This window comes from Parabacteroides sp. KHUB-02 (assembly GCF_056640955.1).
Window position 1 is genome coordinate 3,502,677 of sequence record NZ_JBWQEV010000001.1, and the last position, 17,582, is coordinate 3,520,258.

Below are 17,582 nucleotides of genomic sequence, written 5' to 3' on the forward strand. Positions count from 1 at the left end.
TAAGACGCATTAAAATTGATAAGTCAGATAGAATCCCGCCATATTCGAACTGAATACCGGAGCGGCCACGATCGGGCAGTTCTTCACATTTCGATTGATCCGCCGGGCGATAGCGTTACGAATCGGGAAATAGATCAGATACGATAACTCTACCGACAAGATCCCGAAACCTGCGCCGGCTACTACATCCGCCACCCAATGCCTGTTATTGTATAAGCGGGAACCCGCCACGAACGCCGCTATCGCATAACCCGAGTAAGCGAGTATAGGTGAGCTATCCTTAAATTCCTTATAAGCCATATGCGCCCCTAAGAAAGCATTCGAGGTATGTCCGGAAGGAAACGAATAAGGCGCCCCGTCCGGGCGAGGCTCGTTTACCCAGTTCTTCAGCCCATGCACCATCAATCCGTTCATCCCTTCCGCTAAAGCGACCAAGCAAAGTTGGTCCACCCAGTTATGCTTCTCTGTTCCCATAAGGTCGCAGACAAATACCCAACCCAGCATTCCCCACTCCAAGTAATTGTCGATATGGATTTGCTTCACGGAATCTTTCCGGGAAAACAGGTGAAAGTCATTCATCCCGTCGATCGCCGTGCCTACGGCTCCCACCGTTATCAATGAGGCCGGAAGAATCAAGCTTTTCGGGTTAAACTTATAGGCGACGACAGGCATTCTCTCCTTGACAGGGGCTTGAGAACGTACGTTTAACGTATCGAGATCACCAACGCCGGCGAACGCAATGTTTACGAAGCCTATCAAAAGGCTTGCCAAGACGATTAATTTCCTATATATCATATCCGTTATTTTCCTCTAAGACATCCCTCTCCCGGATAAACCCTTCATCAAAATAGTTGTTCTCTATTTTCGAATGGATCACCCGCTGGAAATAGAAACGATGGTTATTCCAATGGAAGGCTGGGTATTCCTTATTTTGTTTGACAATATTATTCGTGAAGACCAACCCGTCCACGGACTTGGCGTATACCAATGGCCTATCGAACGTAATAAACTCGTTCGCGTCGATCACGATATCACTATGGAAATATTTCCTTTGCGACGCTAAATCCGGGATTTCGGGATAAATAGAGATAATAGCGTTCGTAAATTGGAACATATTCGTCAAGGAGTTGATAAACTTATTCTTACGGATCAACACGTTCCGGCAAGCGCCGGTCTCGAACCAGCCGTTGCAATCACCGCACAGCAGGATCGCCGTCCCCGAGGTATGATCGAAAACATTATTCTCTACGACCGTTTGCCGAGGCGTGCTGAACAAGGAACCACGGGCACGGTTATTCCGGATCACGTTATCCGAGAATAGGACCGTCGGCGTCCACTCCAGATTCTCTATGCCGAAGCCGCTTCCCTCATGGATCGAAGGATTCACCGTATTCTCAAACCGGATCTCGAACTCCTTCGCCCCTCGGTAATCCGGTTGATCAACTGCCTTGATAGCGGTAATCCGGTTTCTCGCCCCTATCAATTCCATGGTGCTCGAATGGATGAACTGCACGGAATCCCCTACCCTTCCCCATTCGAAACCATACGATTGCGGGTGCATATACCGGCCTACCAAGGTCGAGTCATTCACTCGTCTCACCACTTTCAGGTAAGTTCCATGCACATTGATAGCGTCGTCCATCATCCCTTCGTACAAGCCATTCTTGGAGAGGATCGCTCCCTTGCAGGCCGAGAAATGGGTAGCGTCCGCCTGTGTCGTGAAATACCGCGGATCGTCCGCCCCTTTCAAGCAAACGGAGAAACCATCCAGCGTGATATTCTCGCTCACTTGCGCCAAGAGACCCATTCCCTCGGCATAATGAACCTTGATATTCTCCAGAGTCGTATTCACGTCATGATACAGGAAGACACCGGGAGCCGGACGTTCCCAAGAACGCATGGCGATCACCGTACCGGGCACCAAACGGCTGTCTTTCCAACGGGGAGACTTTATCAGCCTTGGAGAAACCTCGATCAAGCCCCGCACGCCTACCGGGATATCGCTTGTATTATACACCAAATGACGTGTATCTCCCTCGAAGGCGATACCGGAACCGGGAGTCAACTCCCAGCCTTCTCCCTTCGCTACAAACACGCTATCCCGTATCTCATAGCGTACCCATGGAGCCACCTCGAAGGTGATCCCGCCTTTCAGCGTATCGTTCTCCACCACTTTTACCTGTGAAATCTGAGGATGCTTGAAGTCTATACTGAAATTCTTCAAGACACAATTCCTCGAATCCAGCAAAGAGACCGGCAACATCCTGCCGTGGAAGATTAACTCCGAGCCTTGCCCGTCGAACACCATATTCTTCATCCCCTCGAAAGGCAAACCTACTTTCTTCGGATTCATTTGATCATGATTCGAGATGAAATAGACACGCTCCGCCGCGCTATCGGGATAAAACTCATAGCGGCCCTTAGGCAAGGTCACCACAATTGTCTGGTTTTCCTCGCATTTCTCCCGTATCTGCTCCAATGCCCTCGCCATAGCGGGCGCATTATCCACATTCTCGACCGGGGATAAACCATAAGCCGACAAATCATACCTCCGTTCCGTAGAACAAGCGCTTCCAAACAGGGAATAAAGCAGGACAACTGCCCCCCATAGATACCATTTCATAGAAAATCAATTAAATATATCCGCGAAGGTATGTATTTTACAGGGTAAGCGCACTAAAAACAGACAATAACTTTCCGTCTCATGAATCCTATCACGAATCTCCTATAATAGCAGCCTGAGTTTTCTCCTAATAAAACAAAAGTTTCCTCAGTAAGAAACTTTTGTTTCCCTATATAGAAACGAAAGTTTTTCCTTGAAGAAACTAAAGTTTTCCGTATAAGAAATTTAGAAAAACTGCAATAGGCTGATAATCAATTAAAGTACAAAAAGAAACAGCTACCCTTTCCATTCTCGGATTCTACCGAGATATGGCCGCCATGCAAGGTGATTATTTGCTTACAGATGCTTAAACCGATACCCGAGCCGGAGGGCTTGGTGGTAAAGAAAGGTACAAAAACCCGGTCGATAACCTCGGGTAAGACACCGATACCGTTGTCTCGCACGGTAAAGACGAGTTCGTTTCCCTCCCGCTGAGCCGCCACGATAATCTCGGGGTTTGGCTTTTCCGCACAAGCCTCACAAGCATTCTTCAGTAAGTTCAAGAAGACCTGCTCCATCTGCGCCCGATCCGCGAACCATTCCAGAGGCTCGTCCGGCAAGCGGAAACGGATAGAAGGCTCAGGGCACAAACGCCTTAAATCCGAAAAGAAATCTTTCACTAAGATACGGGTCTTTACCGGAGAGGCGATCCGGGTCAATCTCCGGTAATTCTCAACGAAATCCAGCAACCCTTTACTCCGGCGATGGATGACATTCACCCCATGCTGGATATACGAACGATTCCGGACATCATCCGGATCTGCTTTACAACGTTTGCTCAAGGTCTCGGACAACGAGATAACGGGTGTGATGGAGTTCATGATCTCGTGCGTCAAGACACGGATCAATTTCTGCCAAGCCTCCATCTCATTCCGCTCCAAGGTAGAATGGATGTTCTTCAAGCTGACGATCCAACGCTCGCAACCTCGCAAGTCGATACGAGTGGCATCGATCGCCCAATCTTGCGGAACGGATGGTTTTCCGTAACGCACCACCGTCTTCCCCGCCTTGATAGCCTCCAAGAACTCATTGGGTAACCGACACCTCGTATCCAGCAACGCGTCGGCGGCCCGGTTCTTCCACTCAATAGCCCCTTCCCTGTCAGTAACGAGTACGGCAGTGTCCACCTTATTCAACAGACTCTCAAAATACTGCCGCCTCACCTCCTCGTCCATCAATCGGCCACGCAAGGATCGCAGGGCCTCGGACAAATCGTCCGCCAACTCCCGCATCACCTTATCCTCATAAGGTGAACGAACGATCTGGATCAAGTCTTGCTGCCGCAAGCAATCCACCACATAACGCCAATACTTCACCTGCCGCATCTGTATGAAATAAAGATGAATCGAGAAATACAAGATCGCGATCCCGCAAAAAGTAGGACAAAAAATAATCTCCTCATGCACGCAATAGAACAGGAGTCCCGTAGACAATACGATGCCTAGGATGTGCGAGATGACCGTGAACGCATACGATCTCATAAGCCGAACTTCTCTATTTTGCGATACAAGGAAAAACGGGTGATACCCAATAGCTCGGCGGCATAGCTCATATTACCGTTGCTTTGCCGCAAGGCTCGCTCAATGATTTTCCGCTCGGCTTGTTCCAGATTCAAATCAGGGTCCAGCTCCTTCTTCCGCTCGTAAGAGGCTGTATAGAGAGGGAAATCATCCGGTCTCAGCACCGTACCCTCGTTCAAGATCACGGCTCGCTCCAAAACATGCTGCAACTCCCGGACATTACCGGGCCAAGGGTATTTCATCAGCTTACTCCCCGCCTCCCGGCTCAACCCTTTGATCGTTTTCTTGTATTTCCGGCTATACAGCCTCTGGAAATGATCGGCCAGCATCAAGATATCCTCTCCCCGCTCACGCAGCGGTGGTATGGCTATCTCTATGGTATTGATCCGATAGAGCAAGTCTTGCCGGAAACTCCCCTCGCCCACCAGCTGACGCAGATTGGCGTTGGTGGCGCAGATCAAACGAACATCGATCGAGATCGGTTCCACCGCTCCCAAACGGGTGATATGACGTTTCTCTATAGCCGTCAACAATTTAGACTGCATCGGCAAGGACAGGTTACCGATCTCGTCCAGAAAGAGCGTACCACCGGAGGCCATCTCCATCCGTCCCGACTTAGACCGTCGGGCATCCGTGAAGGCTCCTTTCTCGTAACCGAACAACTCACTCTCAAATAATTGTTCCGGGATGCTTCCCAAATCGATCGTCACGAAAGCATCGTCACGCCGGGGCGAGTAATGCCTCAACAAACGAGCCACCAAATCTTTTCCCGTACCGCTCTCGCCGGTAATTAATATATTCGCGTCAGTCTCCACGAGTTTGTAGATCGTATCCTTTACCTTCAGCATCGCTGGCGACTCACCGATCAATTCCGGCAATGTGTCGTCCGCCTTCATGGCTTTCATCTGCTCCCGCAAACGTCCGACCTCCTTACGGGAATGGCTCAATCGAATGCCCGACGAGAGGGTAGCCAGCAACTTCTCCGTTTCCCACGGCTTGGAGATGAAATCGGTAGCTCCTACCTTAATGGCCTTGACCGCCTTCTCTATATCCGAATAGGCCGTCATGAAGATCACGACCGCTTGCGGATCGATCTCCAAGATTTGTCCCAAATACTCAAAACCCTCCTGCCCGCTCACGGCATCCCGATGGAAATTCATATCCAGCAAGACCACGTCCGGTTGGAACGTTCGCATGAAATACTCAATGCGTGCCGGTTGTGTCGTTACCTTCACCTTTTGCATGTACGGCTCCAACAGTAAGTTCAATGCGAACAACACATCCTTATTATCGTCGATGATCAATATCTTTCCTTTTTCTTCCATACGGACAAAGATAAAGGGAATAAAGACAGCTTGTACGTGCATTATCGCACAAAAAATGTACGCTATCGCACTACATGAAGAAATACAGATTTTTCTATGATTCTATTTTCTAATACGTTACATTTATGGCATGATATTTGAATCGGATTCAGCGAAATTGAGTCATCAGCGATATCATCAAAAAACGGAATTGCCATGTTAATACATTACTGTGTCATTGCCTTCAAAAACATCTGGAAGTATAAAGTCAGCGCCTCCATCAGTATCCTAGGGCTGGCTTTCGCCCTCGTCTGTTTCGTGCCCATACTCTATTGGATGGATCATGAGACCACTTACGATTCTTTCTACAAGGATTCCGAATCCATCTACCGTGTCTATAGCGCCGAGAAACAATCCGGGAAAGTGAACAAAGGAGCCTCGAAAGGTATCGAGAATAGCTTACGAGAGCAAGTCCCAGCTATCGAAGCCTCCACCACGCTTATGCTTTCAACCGAAAACTGCCGAACCCAAGCGACTCCTTATATCCAAATGAATATGCTTTATACAGACAGCACGTTCCTAGAGGTATTCCCGCAATCTTTCGTTTGTGGAGAAATGAATCATCCGCTACAAATCGTAAACAACATGATCTTGAGCGAACGTACGGCGGTCCGTCTATTTGGCGACGCGGAAAAGGCGATCGGGCAACCGATACACACCTTGATGAGAGCCTCCTTACCTCCCTACATCGTCACGGCTGTGGTGAAAGACCCATCACCCCATACCAATCTACCGTTCGACGCGATCATCAACCATAACATGATACAGCATTTCTCCCAGTTACCTCCAGAGGCACAATGGAGCTTCTTCGTGATGGACTTATACGTGAAACTCCATCCAAGCTCAGACCCAAAAGCCTTCGCCAATCAACTAAAAGAGCTACCTGAACGTATCGGGGTGAACATGGAGATCGAGTTGCGAACACTCCCCATCCGTGAGATCCGGCATCATCTGAATGAAGATGCACCCTTTACCTTAAATTTCATCGGCTTGTTCGTCGTATCCGGTGCCTTATTATTGTTTGCCGCCCTCTTCAATTTCTTGAATTCCTATATGGATCTCTTTCGGCAACGTGTGCGGGAATGGCGTTTACGGACGGTCAACGGCGCAACGAGAAAACAATTGATCGAACAAATGTCTGTCGAACTAGGCTGTTCCGTACTTGCATCCTTGTTGGTAGCCTTGATATTCATAGTCCAAGTCAAGCCGCTTTTCGCCCGATGGCTGGAGATTGATTTGGAGATGGGCCGGTTCCTGTTTCTTTTCGCAGGGGTAGGTATAGGTACATTCCTCATCCTCCAATGTGCAGGATTAGTATTCTTCGGACAGTTCAGCCATACGGCAACCACCTCGCTCGTTCCCAAAGAGACAGTCAAACCCCTTTTGTTACGCCGCATGGCCGTGACCTTACAATTGATGATCAGTATCCTGTTCATCGTAGCATCGCTGGTTGTCATGGAGCAAATGCGATTCGTAAATCAAAAAGATTTAGGTTTCGATCCAAAAGGCCTTATCCAACTATCCGGCTTCGTAGACGTATCCGGGAAAATAGAATCCACGTTGATGCAAGAGTTAAGTGCCCTGCCGCAGGTCAAAAGTTTCACCGACACGAACTTTAAGCCTCAACATCATGTCGATCCCATGGCGATCTTCACGAATGTGGAATGGGAGGGAAAACCGCTGGACACAAAGGTGGACTTCCACCTCTATGGAACCGATCACCGATTTGGTGAGACCTTCGACCTAAAGATGTTAATGGGCCGGTGGTGGACAGAAGGCAACGAACTTAGTGTCGTGCTCAACGAGTCGGCGGTTCGTGCCATGGGCTTACAAGACCCAGTCGGCAGCATCATCCGTATGCCGTGGTGGTCAGATTTCAGCGTGATCAAAGAATACGAGATCGTCGGTGTCGTCAACGATTTCCATGCGCTATCTTTCCGGGAAAGTATTCATCCGATGCTATTCATTCCTTCGGGTGGACTGGTGAATAATCTGTATATCCGGGTCATACCCGGCGAGGAAGGAAACATCGCCCACCATATCACGGAGCTACTGCCCAAGATAGACCCGACATTAGCGGATACCCGGATCACCCCGATCGGAACGCTTTACGATCAACTGAACCAATCCGAGATCATCGGGCTGAAAATATTCTCGTTCCTCGCTTTCGCCTGTTTGCTAATCTCCTTGTTCGGCATTTACGCCGTCGCTACAGCCTCCACGAAACGGCGGCGTAAAGAGATCGCTATCCGGAAAGTAGTAGGCTCGAAAGCCTCCGAGATCATTTTCTTGTTCTTCAAGGAATACATGCGATTAATTGTCATCGCCGGAATCATCGCTTTCCCGATCAGCTATCTCGTCATGAACTACTGGTTGCAAGGCTACGCCTATCGCATCCAAATCCAGATCTGGTGGTTGGTGGGAATATTCATCACCATTACCAGCATGGTTCTAGGTACGATACGTGAACAGGTATGTAAGGCAGCCAATGAGAATCCGTCGGAAGTCATCAAGAGTCAATGAATGCCTATGAAAACTACAGACTATTCACGATCAGCTTGATAATACCAAGGATTTTATGTAAGTTCGCGATTCCTAAATATATAATAGAATATGGAACATCCATTGAATATTTACAACACGCTTACGAGAAAGAAGGAGCAATTCATACCCCTGCACGAGCCGCATGTAGGTATGTACGTATGTGGCCCCACGGTTTATGGTGACGCCCACTTGGGACACGCACGTCCGGCGATCACGTTCGACTTGCTATTCCGTTACCTTACCCACCTAGGATATAAAGTGCGTTATGTACGTAATATAACGGATGTAGGGCATCTGGAGCACGACGCCGATGATGGGGAGGATAAGATCGCCAAGAAGGCACGGCTAGAACAGTTGGAGCCGATGGAAGTGGTTCAATATTACCTCAATCGTTATCATCAAGCGATGGATGCGCTGAACGTACTTCCTCCCAGCATCGAGCCGCACGCTTCCGGACATATTATCGAACAAATCGAGTTAGTCAAGAAGATTCTGGATAACGGCTACGCTTACGAAAGCCAAGGCTCCGTCTATTTCGACGTTGAGAAATATAATAAAGATCATAAATACGGCATCCTCTCGGGTCGCAATATCGAGGATATGTTGAATACGACCCGTGCGTTGGACGGGCAGGACGAGAAGCATAACGCCATCGACTTCGCCCTTTGGAAATGCGCCCAGCCGGAGCATATCATGCGTTGGCCGTCTCCGTGGAGCGACGGCTTCCCCGGTTGGCACTGCGAATGTACCGCTATGGGCAAGAAATACCTCGGGGAGCATTTCGACATCCACGGGGGTGGCATGGACTTGATCTTCCCGCACCATGAATGCGAGATCGCGCAAGCCGTGGCTTCCCAAGGGGATGACATGGTTCATTATTGGATGCACAACAATATGATCACCATCAACGGGCAGAAGATGGGTAAATCATTAGGTAATTTCATCACACTGGAGCAATTCTTCACGGGTGATCATCCCTCCTTGCAACAAGCGTATTCCGCCATGACCATCCGTTTCTTCATCCTGCAAGCGCATTACCGCAGCACGGTTGATTTCAGCAATGAGGCTTTGCAAGCTGCCGAGAAGGGCTTGTCACGCTTGATGGAGGCATACGGACATTTGATGAAGTTGCAGCCGTCCGCTACCTCTACCGTAGACACGAAAGGTCTTCGTGAGAAATGTTTCGAGGCCATGAATGACGATTTGAACTCACCGATCGTGATTTCTCATCTATTCGATGCCGCCCGTGCGATCAATTCGATAAAAGACGGTAAGGCTACCATAACCGAGGAGGACCTGAAAGAATTACAAGAGGTATTCCACTTGTTCTTGTTCGACATCCTAGGTATGAAAGACGAGGCTTCCGCCAGTGGTAACAGCTATGAGACTTTTGGCAAGGCCGTAGACTTATTATTATCCATCCGCCAGCAAGCCAAGGCGAATAAAGACTGGGCCACCTCCGACAAGATCCGTAACGAATTAATCGCGATGGGATTCGAGATAAAGGATACCAAGGATGGTGCGGAATGGAAACTAAGCAAATAATCCACCAAGCGAATAGTAAGAGGTTATGACAATCCATGAATTTCTTCAAGGCGATAAATTCGCCTTGCTTGCGGGCGTTGAATTATTAGAAACGGGCAACGGTTACGCCAAGGCGCGTATGCTCATCAAGCCCGAACATTTAAATGGTGGAGGCGTATGTCAAGGTGGGGCGATCTTCACGTTGGCGGATCTGGCTTTCGCCGCGGCGACTAATAGCCACGCACGCCTGACATTATCCATTACCTCAAACATCAATTTCTTTAAGGCGGAGAGTAAGGGATATTTATATGCGGAAGCGAAAGAAGCGTTCAGCCATAAGAGACTGGCGAATTGCGAAGTCCGTATCACCAATGAAGCCGGAGAATTAATCGCGACTTTTAATGGTACAGGTTACCGCAAAGACACGGAATTACCCTTCACTCCGTTGGTTTAAAAAAGAAATTCTATAAAAAGCGAAAGCCTTTGGGGTTTGTTCCCAAAGGCTTTCGCTTTTTTATGCTTATACGCAACACATTATAAATCAATCTAAATAAACAATATGTCATAAACAAATTATTCACATGTCATAACCTCTGCCTTTATGAGCCCCCTTTATTATAAAACATCTTTTATATTTGTCTACATCAATGCTACACGATCACGATAACTACCCTATCAATATAAAAAGCTCTCGCCCCAGCTCCGTGATGAGCTGGGTGCGAGAAACACAAGCCTATCTAAAAAGCTTTCATTTCTTCTGCACCACGATACGGCAAGTAAGTGGGGCACGCAGGTTATAGGAGTCTTTATAATAGACCTCCGCCGCCCCGATCTTCAGTTTCGCCCGGATCTTTACCGGGATATGGTTCTCGTCATCACCGATCCAAACCTCCGCCGCTTCCTTGGCTTGGGTAAATGCCTCATCGTAGATATCGATATAGAAATGGCGGGTACGGAATTTCGCCTCCTTATGCTCGACGATCTGTTGTCCCGTATAGCGGAAACGAGCGTTCACGAGCTCCCGGCCGATAGCGATCATGAAAGGGAACTCCGCACCATAACTCATCGTCCGCCAATCCAGCGAACGGAGATACATCGTAGCTCCCAGCATATCGAATACACGTCCTTTCGCCATTAGCATCGTGTCGATCTTCGTCTCCTTTAATGTATGGCGATGCGAGTGGATATCGATCCTACCGCTTCCTTGATACTCAAACTGGAGATTATCCACCAGATAGTAGTCTCCCTCGTTCGTGCGCTTCGAGCTGAACAAGAGCCGAGGCTCCTTTGAGTAATGGCAATCCATCGTATCACGCATCCTGAAGACTTTCTCGATCACGCCGGCAGAGCGGAACAACAGGTTATAATGCCATGACGGCGCTCCTTGGTATTCCGATTCTTTCACGGAAAGGGTAGCCAATCCGGCCTTCGACATGATCAGCCCCCATTTGAAATAAAGATCGTAATCCACCCGTTCCCCATGGGATAACGGCAACGTTTGTGCCCGCAAAGACGTAAGACTCGCTACACACAAAAAGAAAACGCATATATACAGTTTAGAAGCGCAAGCCGCCCACACCGCTGTTCCTATTGGACGAAGACTGTGTTCCCTCATTTTTGTAATCTCTTTTCTTTTTCGTTAGCTCTTTCGGTTTATTCTTCGTGATATCGATCGGTTTCTGCCGTTTCATCGGTGTAGCCTTGATATTCCAAGTCTCCTCCACTTGCCAGTTCTGCATGATATTGAATATCTTCGGGCAATAGAAGACAAGTTCCGGCTGCCGTTTATCGGCGTAATTACCGGTATCCCAGACACCGTTATCATTCACGTCTAATACTAAACGGGCATAATATTTATCCGGTTTCAAGTCCATGAAAAGCACGCCGCCATCTTTTACCTTCACCTTACGGATCGGCTGGTCGCTGCTATTCAATAATTCCACGAAAGCGGTGGTATCCGCTCCCTCGATATTGATATATAAATGCCCGTACTCATCTTCCTTCTTGATCTTGAATTCCCCGCTATACACATCGTTCCATTTACCATAGGCACTGAATATCGTGGCGGAATCTACTTCCAAACGGTATTCCTCTCCATACTTCCACGGGCGCTTGATAAAGAAATTCAAGGAATTCGTCGTATCCGGAAAGAAATCGAAGTCAACGGCTTCCCAAAGCGTATCCACTTTCTGATCCAGATAAAAATGATCTTTCGTTAACCCCGCTACCGGTTCGCTAAACGTAACAGCGACCGTATCATACAGGTTGATCGAACCGGAAGCGTTTACGTTCATTCCCAGAAACTCGATGGGTTCCGGCTCATCGTCTTTTTTCTTTTTCTTCTTCTCCACAGGACGGCGACGCACGGTAAATTGTACCGTATCGGTCTGCGGACGAAGTATATTCATGGAATCGCTTTTCAGGTAATTCACCTCCACTTGCAGCGTATCTTGCTTCCAGATCAAAGAATCGGTCAACCAGTAATGCACGGCTTTTCCTTCCTCCGCTGTCTGCAAGAAATACCAATTGCTATCCGCCGGGGTGAAATTCAAAGGAACCGGTACCGGAATAGTATCCAAGGAGGTATTGAAACGCAAGGTTAGTATTTTCTCATCCGTACGCTCCGGCTTCAACATATATTGACGCTCTACTTTCTCCTTAAACAGGCGTAACTCGATATTGTCCGGCATAAAATGGGTATAACCGACTGTCATCACCGTATCGATCGTCAAGCTATCTTTCCAAATCGTATCCTGACGGGTCGTCAACTCGAACGCGGGGACGATCAAAGAATCGTAAAAAGCGATCTGCTGCCCGGGCTGACTGTACTTATAGGAGCGCATCACATCCTCCAAGGCATAGATCCGATAGGTTCCGGGGGCCATATTACGAATCGTAAACTCTCCCTTGTCGTTCGTACGGGAAGTACGGACAAATGGGATCGTCGTAAAGGCGGAATCCTCCAGATTCGTATGCACGCCGATCGTAATACCCGGCATAGGCTCCAGATTCTCGGCGTTCAGCAAGACTCCGGACACCTCCATACTGTCGATGGATTCGCCGGTAGAGAACGCGAAGGAATAATTCTCCAATACATTCTTCTCATTATTATCGGAGATCGAATTGGTAAAGTCTATCGTATAGGTCGTATTCTCCTTCAACGTATCCATCAGCTCGATGACCGCCTTCCGGCCGTTCGCCCGGATAACGGGTTGCTCCATTTGGGGTGGAGTGATGATCACGTTCTCGGTAGGCTTATCGATCTGGATCAACTCATCAAAAATAATCTCCACCTTCTTTCCCTTATAGTTTATCTGGTTAGGCAACGGCGTACTGCTTACGAACTTAGGCGGAGCCTCATCATAAGGCCCCCCGTTTGGCGAGGCTATATTCGCGCACGAGTACAGCACGGCCAGCAGAAGTACCCCTATAAAGAACCGTAAACTATTTCTTACGTATTTATCTTCCATTCAATCTTCATATTTCAATTGAGGGACAAAAATAGGGAAAAATCCCGTGAACGATAAGGATATATACGCTAATTAATCTATACAGGCCACCTAAATTAATTGAGTTATCATAAATTATCTTCACCTTATTGTCATTTTTCTCTCCTAAAGAATATCATCGCGGCTCATCCGGAAAAAAACATCAGCTTGTTTTCCCGAAAACACGTACATGTTTTTCGGAAAACACGTACGACTTTTCCAAAAAACATGTACGTGTTTTTTCGAGTCTGGTTATCAATCTCTTACAAAACGGTAATTCACATCGAACTTATTGTAAAATAAAACACCCGAAATAAGGCAGATACCTAATTAAAAACAGTATCTTCGCGATAGATGGAAGTATAACCAAATAAATAGAGCAACTATGTCAGAAGTATCAGGTATCGAATTGGAGAAAGATGCGGCAGGGAACAACAGCTACGTTCGCATCGACTTAAAGAAATATGGGGATATGATCAATCCTATATTGCAACGATTGGGAGTAAACCTATCGGATAGTAACCTTGATGAATTTGAACGAGATTGGAACAAAGGATTGAGCATCGAGGAATTCAGACAATACGCAAAACAAGAACTAAGAAAACATTTCTATGAAAAAAACGCACAAAGAAAATAACACAAAAGTTATTATCCCTAAAGAAATAATCACTTATCTGATGGATTTAGCCGACACCTTATTTGAGAAAGATTATTATTCATACATTGAGTACGCAAACATACTTATCGATGATATCCTCGACTTCATCCACACTTTACCTCATGCGCCACATTATAACCTCTCCCATACAGCTGAAATGAGGTTCAACCGATACGGGAAAGATTTGCAATACGCCTTTTTCAAACGAAAAAGCAGTAAACATACCACATGGTATGTTTTTTTCAACCGGAAAGGTGATCGATATATTATACGTTATATCACCAATAATCATAAAGACGGCAAGTATATAAGAGCTCCTTTTACCGAGGAGGATTAACACTTCGTTTTAGCAACCTGAACCCAATCCGGCAATACAAACACTTTCGCTTCTCGCAATATTCTCGTTTTAACTGGATGAGTGATTGCGTATCACCAGCGTTATGGACTTCGATACCGGATCGAGCGAAAGCGGTTACGATATGATTGCGTTCCGGCGGGATACTCTCCAAGAGGCGGGTCGCACGCAGGCAATACTCAGGAAGTTTATTTCGACCGCCGTAAGCGAATAGCAGAGGGACTACCGTATTTATTAACAGGATATTCAAGGCATTCTCCCCGATCATTTTATCTTTTTGCACCGAGGCGTATTGGAAGTGATAATGATTCTTCCAATAATCCGAGGGTTGGATACGGAAATAATCCTTGATCTCTTTAGGAGAAGAAGCGGACAGGATCATCGAGAACAACGTATCGTACCGATGCCAGATAGCGGACAGTTGCGCCAACTTCACATGCGGGAAGTTGGTCGGACGGATGCGAAGGCTTTTGAACAAGGAGTCATCCAAAGGCTTGAGGCCGAACTTATGGCGGAGAAACTCATATTCCCGCCTCAGCAGACGGTAGTAATGGCAGGAGCCCTCTTCCGAGAGCATACCCGCTTGTCCGAAAAGCATCGCCTCTACTTGCGACTCGCTAGCCCTTTGCTTTTGGATATATCGCAGGGGGAGGCTTTTCGCCAACCACTCGAAAGCGTCGCTATTCACGCCAAAGCCGAAACTACGGGTCAATAGGATATAGAATACCTCGTTCCAATCCTCTTGGTACTGATCCAGCAGACGGTATATATCCTCTGTCTTTCGTTCCAGCCGCTCACTGAGCAAGGTATCCATCCATGAGGCCAGATGCACGGAGTCCACATCTTGAATCCGCTCAAGACAGGGGACGGGCACCTCTCTTGCCAATAACCAATCGATATTTTTCCGGGCAGGTTCCGGAACGGGTAATATCAATTGAGGAATAGGCTCACCGTTCATCCGGCAGATGGATGCGTCATTCACACCCGTTACATGCAAGATAACGGAGTCATATGCCTTATCTGAATCATGATGATGCAGCAACCAATCGGAAGCTTTTTCGTGGATCTCCACGCTTCCGGCCCATACCGTGCCGTCAATCTTTATCTTGGCGTTGAAGAAGTCGGGACCGGCGTCGGTGTTTTGTATTCCGGGATCGATAACAGCGATAGGAAGCCCCTCGGTGGTAGTCAATGAAGTACTCGCGTAGAGTTTGTATTTCCAAACATAGTGTAATAAACGTTCCATATTCTTTCAGAGTTAAGATTTTGGATTCAAATGTAATTCATTTTCTGTATATTTGCGACATTAATTGAATTAAAGTATGAAAATTGCACTTATAGGTTACGGGAAAATGGGCAAAACGATCGAGCAGATCGCCATCCAGAGAGGACATCAAATTGTTTCCATCATAGATATCAATAACGCTGAGGATATATATTCAGAAGCGTTCAAGAGCGCCGACGCGGCGATTGAGTTTACTACCCCGGCTACCGCTTTCAATAACTATATGAAATGTTTCGAGGTAGGCGTGCCGGTCGTATCGGGTACTACCGGATGGCTGGACCGTATCGGCGAGATCAAGGAGAAATGCGAGAAAGAGGGCAAAACCTTCTTCTACGCCTCCAACTTCAGCATCGGCGTAAATATCTTCTTCGCCATGAACAAGTATCTGGCGAAAATCATGAACAACTTCCCCTCCTACGACGTTAAGATGACGGAAGTCCACCATATCCACAAGCTGGACGCACCCAGTGGAACGGCTATCACGTTGGCCGAAGGAATCTTGGAAAACATCGATCGTAAAGACCGCTGGACCTTAGAGAACGCCGAGAGCGCGACCGACCTACCAATCCACGCCATCCGTGAGGGTGAGGTTCCGGGTATCCACGAGATCACGTATGAGTCGGACGTAGATACGATCAGTATCAAGCATGATGCCAAGAGCCGTGCCGGATTTGCGCTAGGCGCCGTAATAGCGGCAGAGTTTACCGCCGGAAAGAAAGGTTTCCTAGGCATGAATGACTTATTCAAATTCTAAACGTATTAGCTAAAAGATGAAGAAGTTCACGAAAAAACAATGGATCAAGTTTAGTATAGCGGCCGTATTATACACGTTGTTCGCTATCTGGATGGAAAACGTATGGTTACTGCTGGGATTAATCGTCCTAGTCGATATATTCTTGACGCACTACATCCCTTGGGGAGCTTGGAAACGGTCTAAGAACCCGACGGTACGCAACGTATTGGAATGGGTGGACGATATCGTATTCGCGCTGGTAGCCGTTTATTTCATCAATTTGTTCGTCTTCCAGAACTATCAGATACCGAGTTCTTCCCTAGAGAAATCCTTGCTGGTAGGAGATTACCTGTTCGTCAGCAAATTAAGTTACGGCCCTCGCGTTCCGAACACTCCGATCTCCTTCCCGTTGGTACAAAATACGTTGCCTATCTTAAACTGCAAATCGTATCTGGATTGGCCGGAATGGGGCTACAAACGGGTGAAAGGTTTGGGCCACGTGAAACGTAATGATATCGTAGTGTTCAACTTCCCCGCGGGCGACACGATCGCCGTGAAAGTGCAAAACCCGGATTACTACTCCTTGGTCGAGGAGTACGGACGGGAACGTATCTTATTGGATAAGGCCATGTTCGGCGAGGTAATGTACCGCCCGGTCGACAAACGGGAGAATTACGTGAAGCGTTGTATCGGTATGCCGGGTGATACGCTCCAACTCATAGACAACCAAGTGTACATAGACGGTAAACCCGCCGAGAACCCGAAAGATATGCAGTTCAACTACTTCATCGAGACGGACGGTTCCCCGATCACAGAGGAGCAATTCCGCCTAATGGACGTAAGCAAGGATGACCGTATGCTGGCCTCCAGCGGCGGTTATTACCAAAACCTATTGTCATACCTAGGCTTTACGCCTAACGCGAACGGACAGTACAACCCGGTATATCGCCTGCCACTCACGAAAAAGGCCTTGGCGATAGCGGAGAAGTTACCTACCGTGAAGAAGGTTATCATCGAGCCGGAGACGTTGGGCGGCCCTACCTATCCGGTCGGATACAATACTGGCTGGACCCGTGATAACTTCGGGCCGCTTTGGATCCCGAAGAAAGGGGCTACCATCCCGTTGGACGAACGTAATCTGGCGTTGTACAGCCGTTGTATCAAGAATTACGAGAACAACACCTTGGAAGTGAAGGACGGCAAGGTCTACATCAACGGCAAGCCCGAGACTTCCTATACGTTTAAATACGATTATTACTGGATGATGGGCGATAACCGCCATAATAGCGCGGATAGCCGCTCATGGGGTTTCGTACCCGAGGATCACATTGTCGGCAAGCCGATCTTGGTTTGGCTATCCTTGGACAAGGATCGCAGTCTGTTCGACGGTGGTATCCGTTGGAACCGCCTGTTCCGTTGGGTGCATCCGGATTAAGAGGTGAAAACTTC

At 47.7% G+C, this 17,582-nt stretch carries 14 protein-coding genes; 7 read left to right on the plus strand and 7 right to left on the minus strand.

The annotated features are described in order from the left end of the window. Positions 1-9: 9 nt before the first annotated feature. The 4 genes from ACYIA1_RS15210 to ACYIA1_RS15225 all read right to left on the minus strand — a co-directional run bounded on the left by ACYIA1_RS15210 (position 10) and on the right by ACYIA1_RS15225 (position 5,507). A complete protein-coding gene (locus ACYIA1_RS15210; RefSeq protein WP_008781033.1) occupies positions 10-795 on the minus strand; it encodes a phosphatase PAP2 family protein in 786 nt (261 codons plus the stop codon). Then, positions 785-2,623, minus strand: a complete 1,839-nt coding sequence (locus ACYIA1_RS15215; protein ID WP_480335741.1) for a right-handed parallel beta-helix repeat-containing protein — start codon at positions 2,621-2,623, stop codon at positions 785-787. Before ACYIA1_RS15215 ends, ACYIA1_RS15210 begins: the two co-directional genes overlap by 11 nt. A 251-nt stretch (positions 2,624-2,874) precedes the next feature. Beyond that, a complete protein-coding gene (locus tag ACYIA1_RS15220; RefSeq protein WP_005864013.1) occupies positions 2,875-4,143 on the minus strand; it encodes a sensor histidine kinase in 1,269 nt (422 codons plus the stop codon). After that, on the minus strand, positions 4,140-5,507 hold the full coding sequence (locus ACYIA1_RS15225) for a sigma-54-dependent transcriptional regulator (RefSeq protein ID WP_008778028.1): 1,368 nt from the start codon (positions 5,505-5,507) through the stop codon (positions 4,140-4,142). The genes ACYIA1_RS15220 and ACYIA1_RS15225 overlap by 4 nt, the downstream gene beginning before the upstream one ends. Positions 5,508-5,702: 195 nt before the next feature. Here ACYIA1_RS15225 and ACYIA1_RS15230 point away from each other — a divergent pair, with 195 nt between their 5' ends. The 3 genes from ACYIA1_RS15230 to ACYIA1_RS15240 all read left to right on the plus strand — a co-directional run bounded on the left by ACYIA1_RS15230 (position 5,703) and on the right by ACYIA1_RS15240 (position 10,068). Further along, positions 5,703-8,069, plus strand: a complete 2,367-nt coding sequence (locus ACYIA1_RS15230) for an ABC transporter permease (RefSeq protein ID WP_250789049.1) — start codon at positions 5,703-5,705, stop codon at positions 8,067-8,069. A gap of 90 nt (positions 8,070-8,159) precedes the next feature. Continuing rightward, positions 8,160-9,635 carry a cysteine--tRNA ligase gene (gene cysS / locus ACYIA1_RS15235; RefSeq protein ID WP_122145720.1) on the plus strand — a complete coding sequence of 492 codons (1,476 nt, stop codon included), beginning with the start codon at positions 8,160-8,162 and terminating at the stop codon, positions 9,633-9,635. Positions 9,636-9,660: 25 nt separating this feature from the next. Then, entirely contained in the window at positions 9,661-10,068 is a 408-nt protein-coding gene (locus tag ACYIA1_RS15240; protein WP_005864005.1) for a PaaI family thioesterase, read from the plus strand. 294 nt (positions 10,069-10,362) lie between these two features. Here ACYIA1_RS15240 and ACYIA1_RS15245 read toward each other — a convergent pair whose 3' ends face one another. Both ACYIA1_RS15245 and ACYIA1_RS15250 read right to left on the minus strand, forming a co-directional pair. Further along, a complete protein-coding gene (locus ACYIA1_RS15245; protein ID WP_057326750.1) occupies positions 10,363-11,229 on the minus strand; it encodes a DUF3108 domain-containing protein in 867 nt (288 codons plus the stop codon). Beyond that, the gene (locus ACYIA1_RS15250; protein WP_057326751.1) at positions 11,171-13,084 is read right to left on the minus strand and encodes an Ig-like domain-containing protein; all 1,914 of its coding nucleotides are present in this window, start codon (positions 13,082-13,084) and stop codon (positions 11,171-11,173) included. The genes ACYIA1_RS15245 and ACYIA1_RS15250 overlap by 59 nt, the downstream gene beginning before the upstream one ends. 403 nt (positions 13,085-13,487) lie before the next feature. On the opposite strand from ACYIA1_RS15250, the gene ACYIA1_RS15255 reads away from it, so the two are divergent. Further along, positions 13,488-13,739 carry a hypothetical protein gene (locus ACYIA1_RS15255; protein ID WP_005864002.1) on the plus strand — a complete coding sequence of 84 codons (252 nt, stop codon included), beginning with the start codon at positions 13,488-13,490 and terminating at the stop codon, positions 13,737-13,739. Further along, complete coding sequence (locus ACYIA1_RS15260) at positions 13,714-14,097, plus strand: hypothetical protein (protein ID WP_048928466.1); 384 nt, start codon at positions 13,714-13,716, stop codon at positions 14,095-14,097. Before ACYIA1_RS15255 ends, ACYIA1_RS15260 begins: the two co-directional genes overlap by 26 nt. Here ACYIA1_RS15260 and ACYIA1_RS15265 read toward each other — a convergent pair. After that, positions 14,081-15,361 carry a DUF2851 family protein gene (locus ACYIA1_RS15265; RefSeq protein ID WP_480335745.1) on the minus strand — a complete coding sequence of 427 codons (1,281 nt, stop codon included), beginning with the start codon at positions 15,359-15,361 and terminating at the stop codon, positions 14,081-14,083. The genes ACYIA1_RS15260 and ACYIA1_RS15265 overlap by 17 nt on opposite strands. A 76-nt stretch (positions 15,362-15,437) precedes the next feature. Here ACYIA1_RS15265 and dapB point away from each other — a divergent pair, with 76 nt between their 5' ends. Both dapB and ACYIA1_RS15275 read left to right on the plus strand, forming a co-directional pair. Next, positions 15,438-16,154, plus strand: a complete 717-nt coding sequence (gene dapB / locus ACYIA1_RS15270; RefSeq protein ID WP_005860661.1) for a 4-hydroxy-tetrahydrodipicolinate reductase — start codon at positions 15,438-15,440, stop codon at positions 16,152-16,154. Positions 16,155-16,170: 16 nt separating this feature from the next. Beyond that, entirely contained in the window at positions 16,171-17,568 is a 1,398-nt protein-coding gene (locus ACYIA1_RS15275; protein ID WP_480335747.1) for a S26 family signal peptidase, read from the plus strand. Positions 17,569-17,582 lie beyond the last annotated feature (14 nt).

Bases quoted from the DNA above. Each gene is read 5' to 3' on its own strand.
- ACYIA1_RS15210 (WP_008781033.1), bottom strand. From the start codon at position 795: ATGATATATAGGAAATTAATCGTCTTGGCAAGCCTTTTGATAGGCTTC.
- ACYIA1_RS15225 (WP_008778028.1), bottom strand. From the start codon at position 5,507: ATGGAAGAAAAAGGAAAGATATTGATCATCGACGATAATAAGGATGTG.
- ACYIA1_RS15275 (WP_480335747.1), top strand. From the start codon at position 16,171: ATGAAGAAGTTCACGAAAAAACAATGGATCAAGTTTAGTATAGCGGCC.
- ACYIA1_RS15215 (WP_480335741.1), bottom strand. From the start codon at position 2,623: ATGAAATGGTATCTATGGGGGGCAGTTGTCCTGCTTTATTCCCTGTTT.
- dapB (WP_005860661.1), top strand. From the start codon at position 15,438: ATGAAAATTGCACTTATAGGTTACGGGAAAATGGGCAAAACGATCGAG.
- ACYIA1_RS15255 (WP_005864002.1), top strand. From the start codon at position 13,488: ATGTCAGAAGTATCAGGTATCGAATTGGAGAAAGATGCGGCAGGGAAC.
- ACYIA1_RS15250 (WP_057326751.1), bottom strand. From the start codon at position 13,084: ATGGAAGATAAATACGTAAGAAATAGTTTACGGTTCTTTATAGGGGTA.
- ACYIA1_RS15245 (WP_057326750.1), bottom strand. From the start codon at position 11,229: ATGAGGGAACACAGTCTTCGTCCAATAGGAACAGCGGTGTGGGCGGCT.
- ACYIA1_RS15220 (WP_005864013.1), bottom strand. From the start codon at position 4,143: ATGAGATCGTATGCGTTCACGGTCATCTCGCACATCCTAGGCATCGTA.
- cysS (WP_122145720.1), top strand. From the start codon at position 8,160: ATGGAACATCCATTGAATATTTACAACACGCTTACGAGAAAGAAGGAG.
- ACYIA1_RS15265 (WP_480335745.1), bottom strand. From the start codon at position 15,361: ATGGAACGTTTATTACACTATGTTTGGAAATACAAACTCTACGCGAGT.
- ACYIA1_RS15240 (WP_005864005.1), top strand. From the start codon at position 9,661: ATGACAATCCATGAATTTCTTCAAGGCGATAAATTCGCCTTGCTTGCG.
- ACYIA1_RS15230 (WP_250789049.1), top strand. From the start codon at position 5,703: ATGTTAATACATTACTGTGTCATTGCCTTCAAAAACATCTGGAAGTAT.
- ACYIA1_RS15260 (WP_048928466.1), top strand. From the start codon at position 13,714: ATGAAAAAAACGCACAAAGAAAATAACACAAAAGTTATTATCCCTAAA.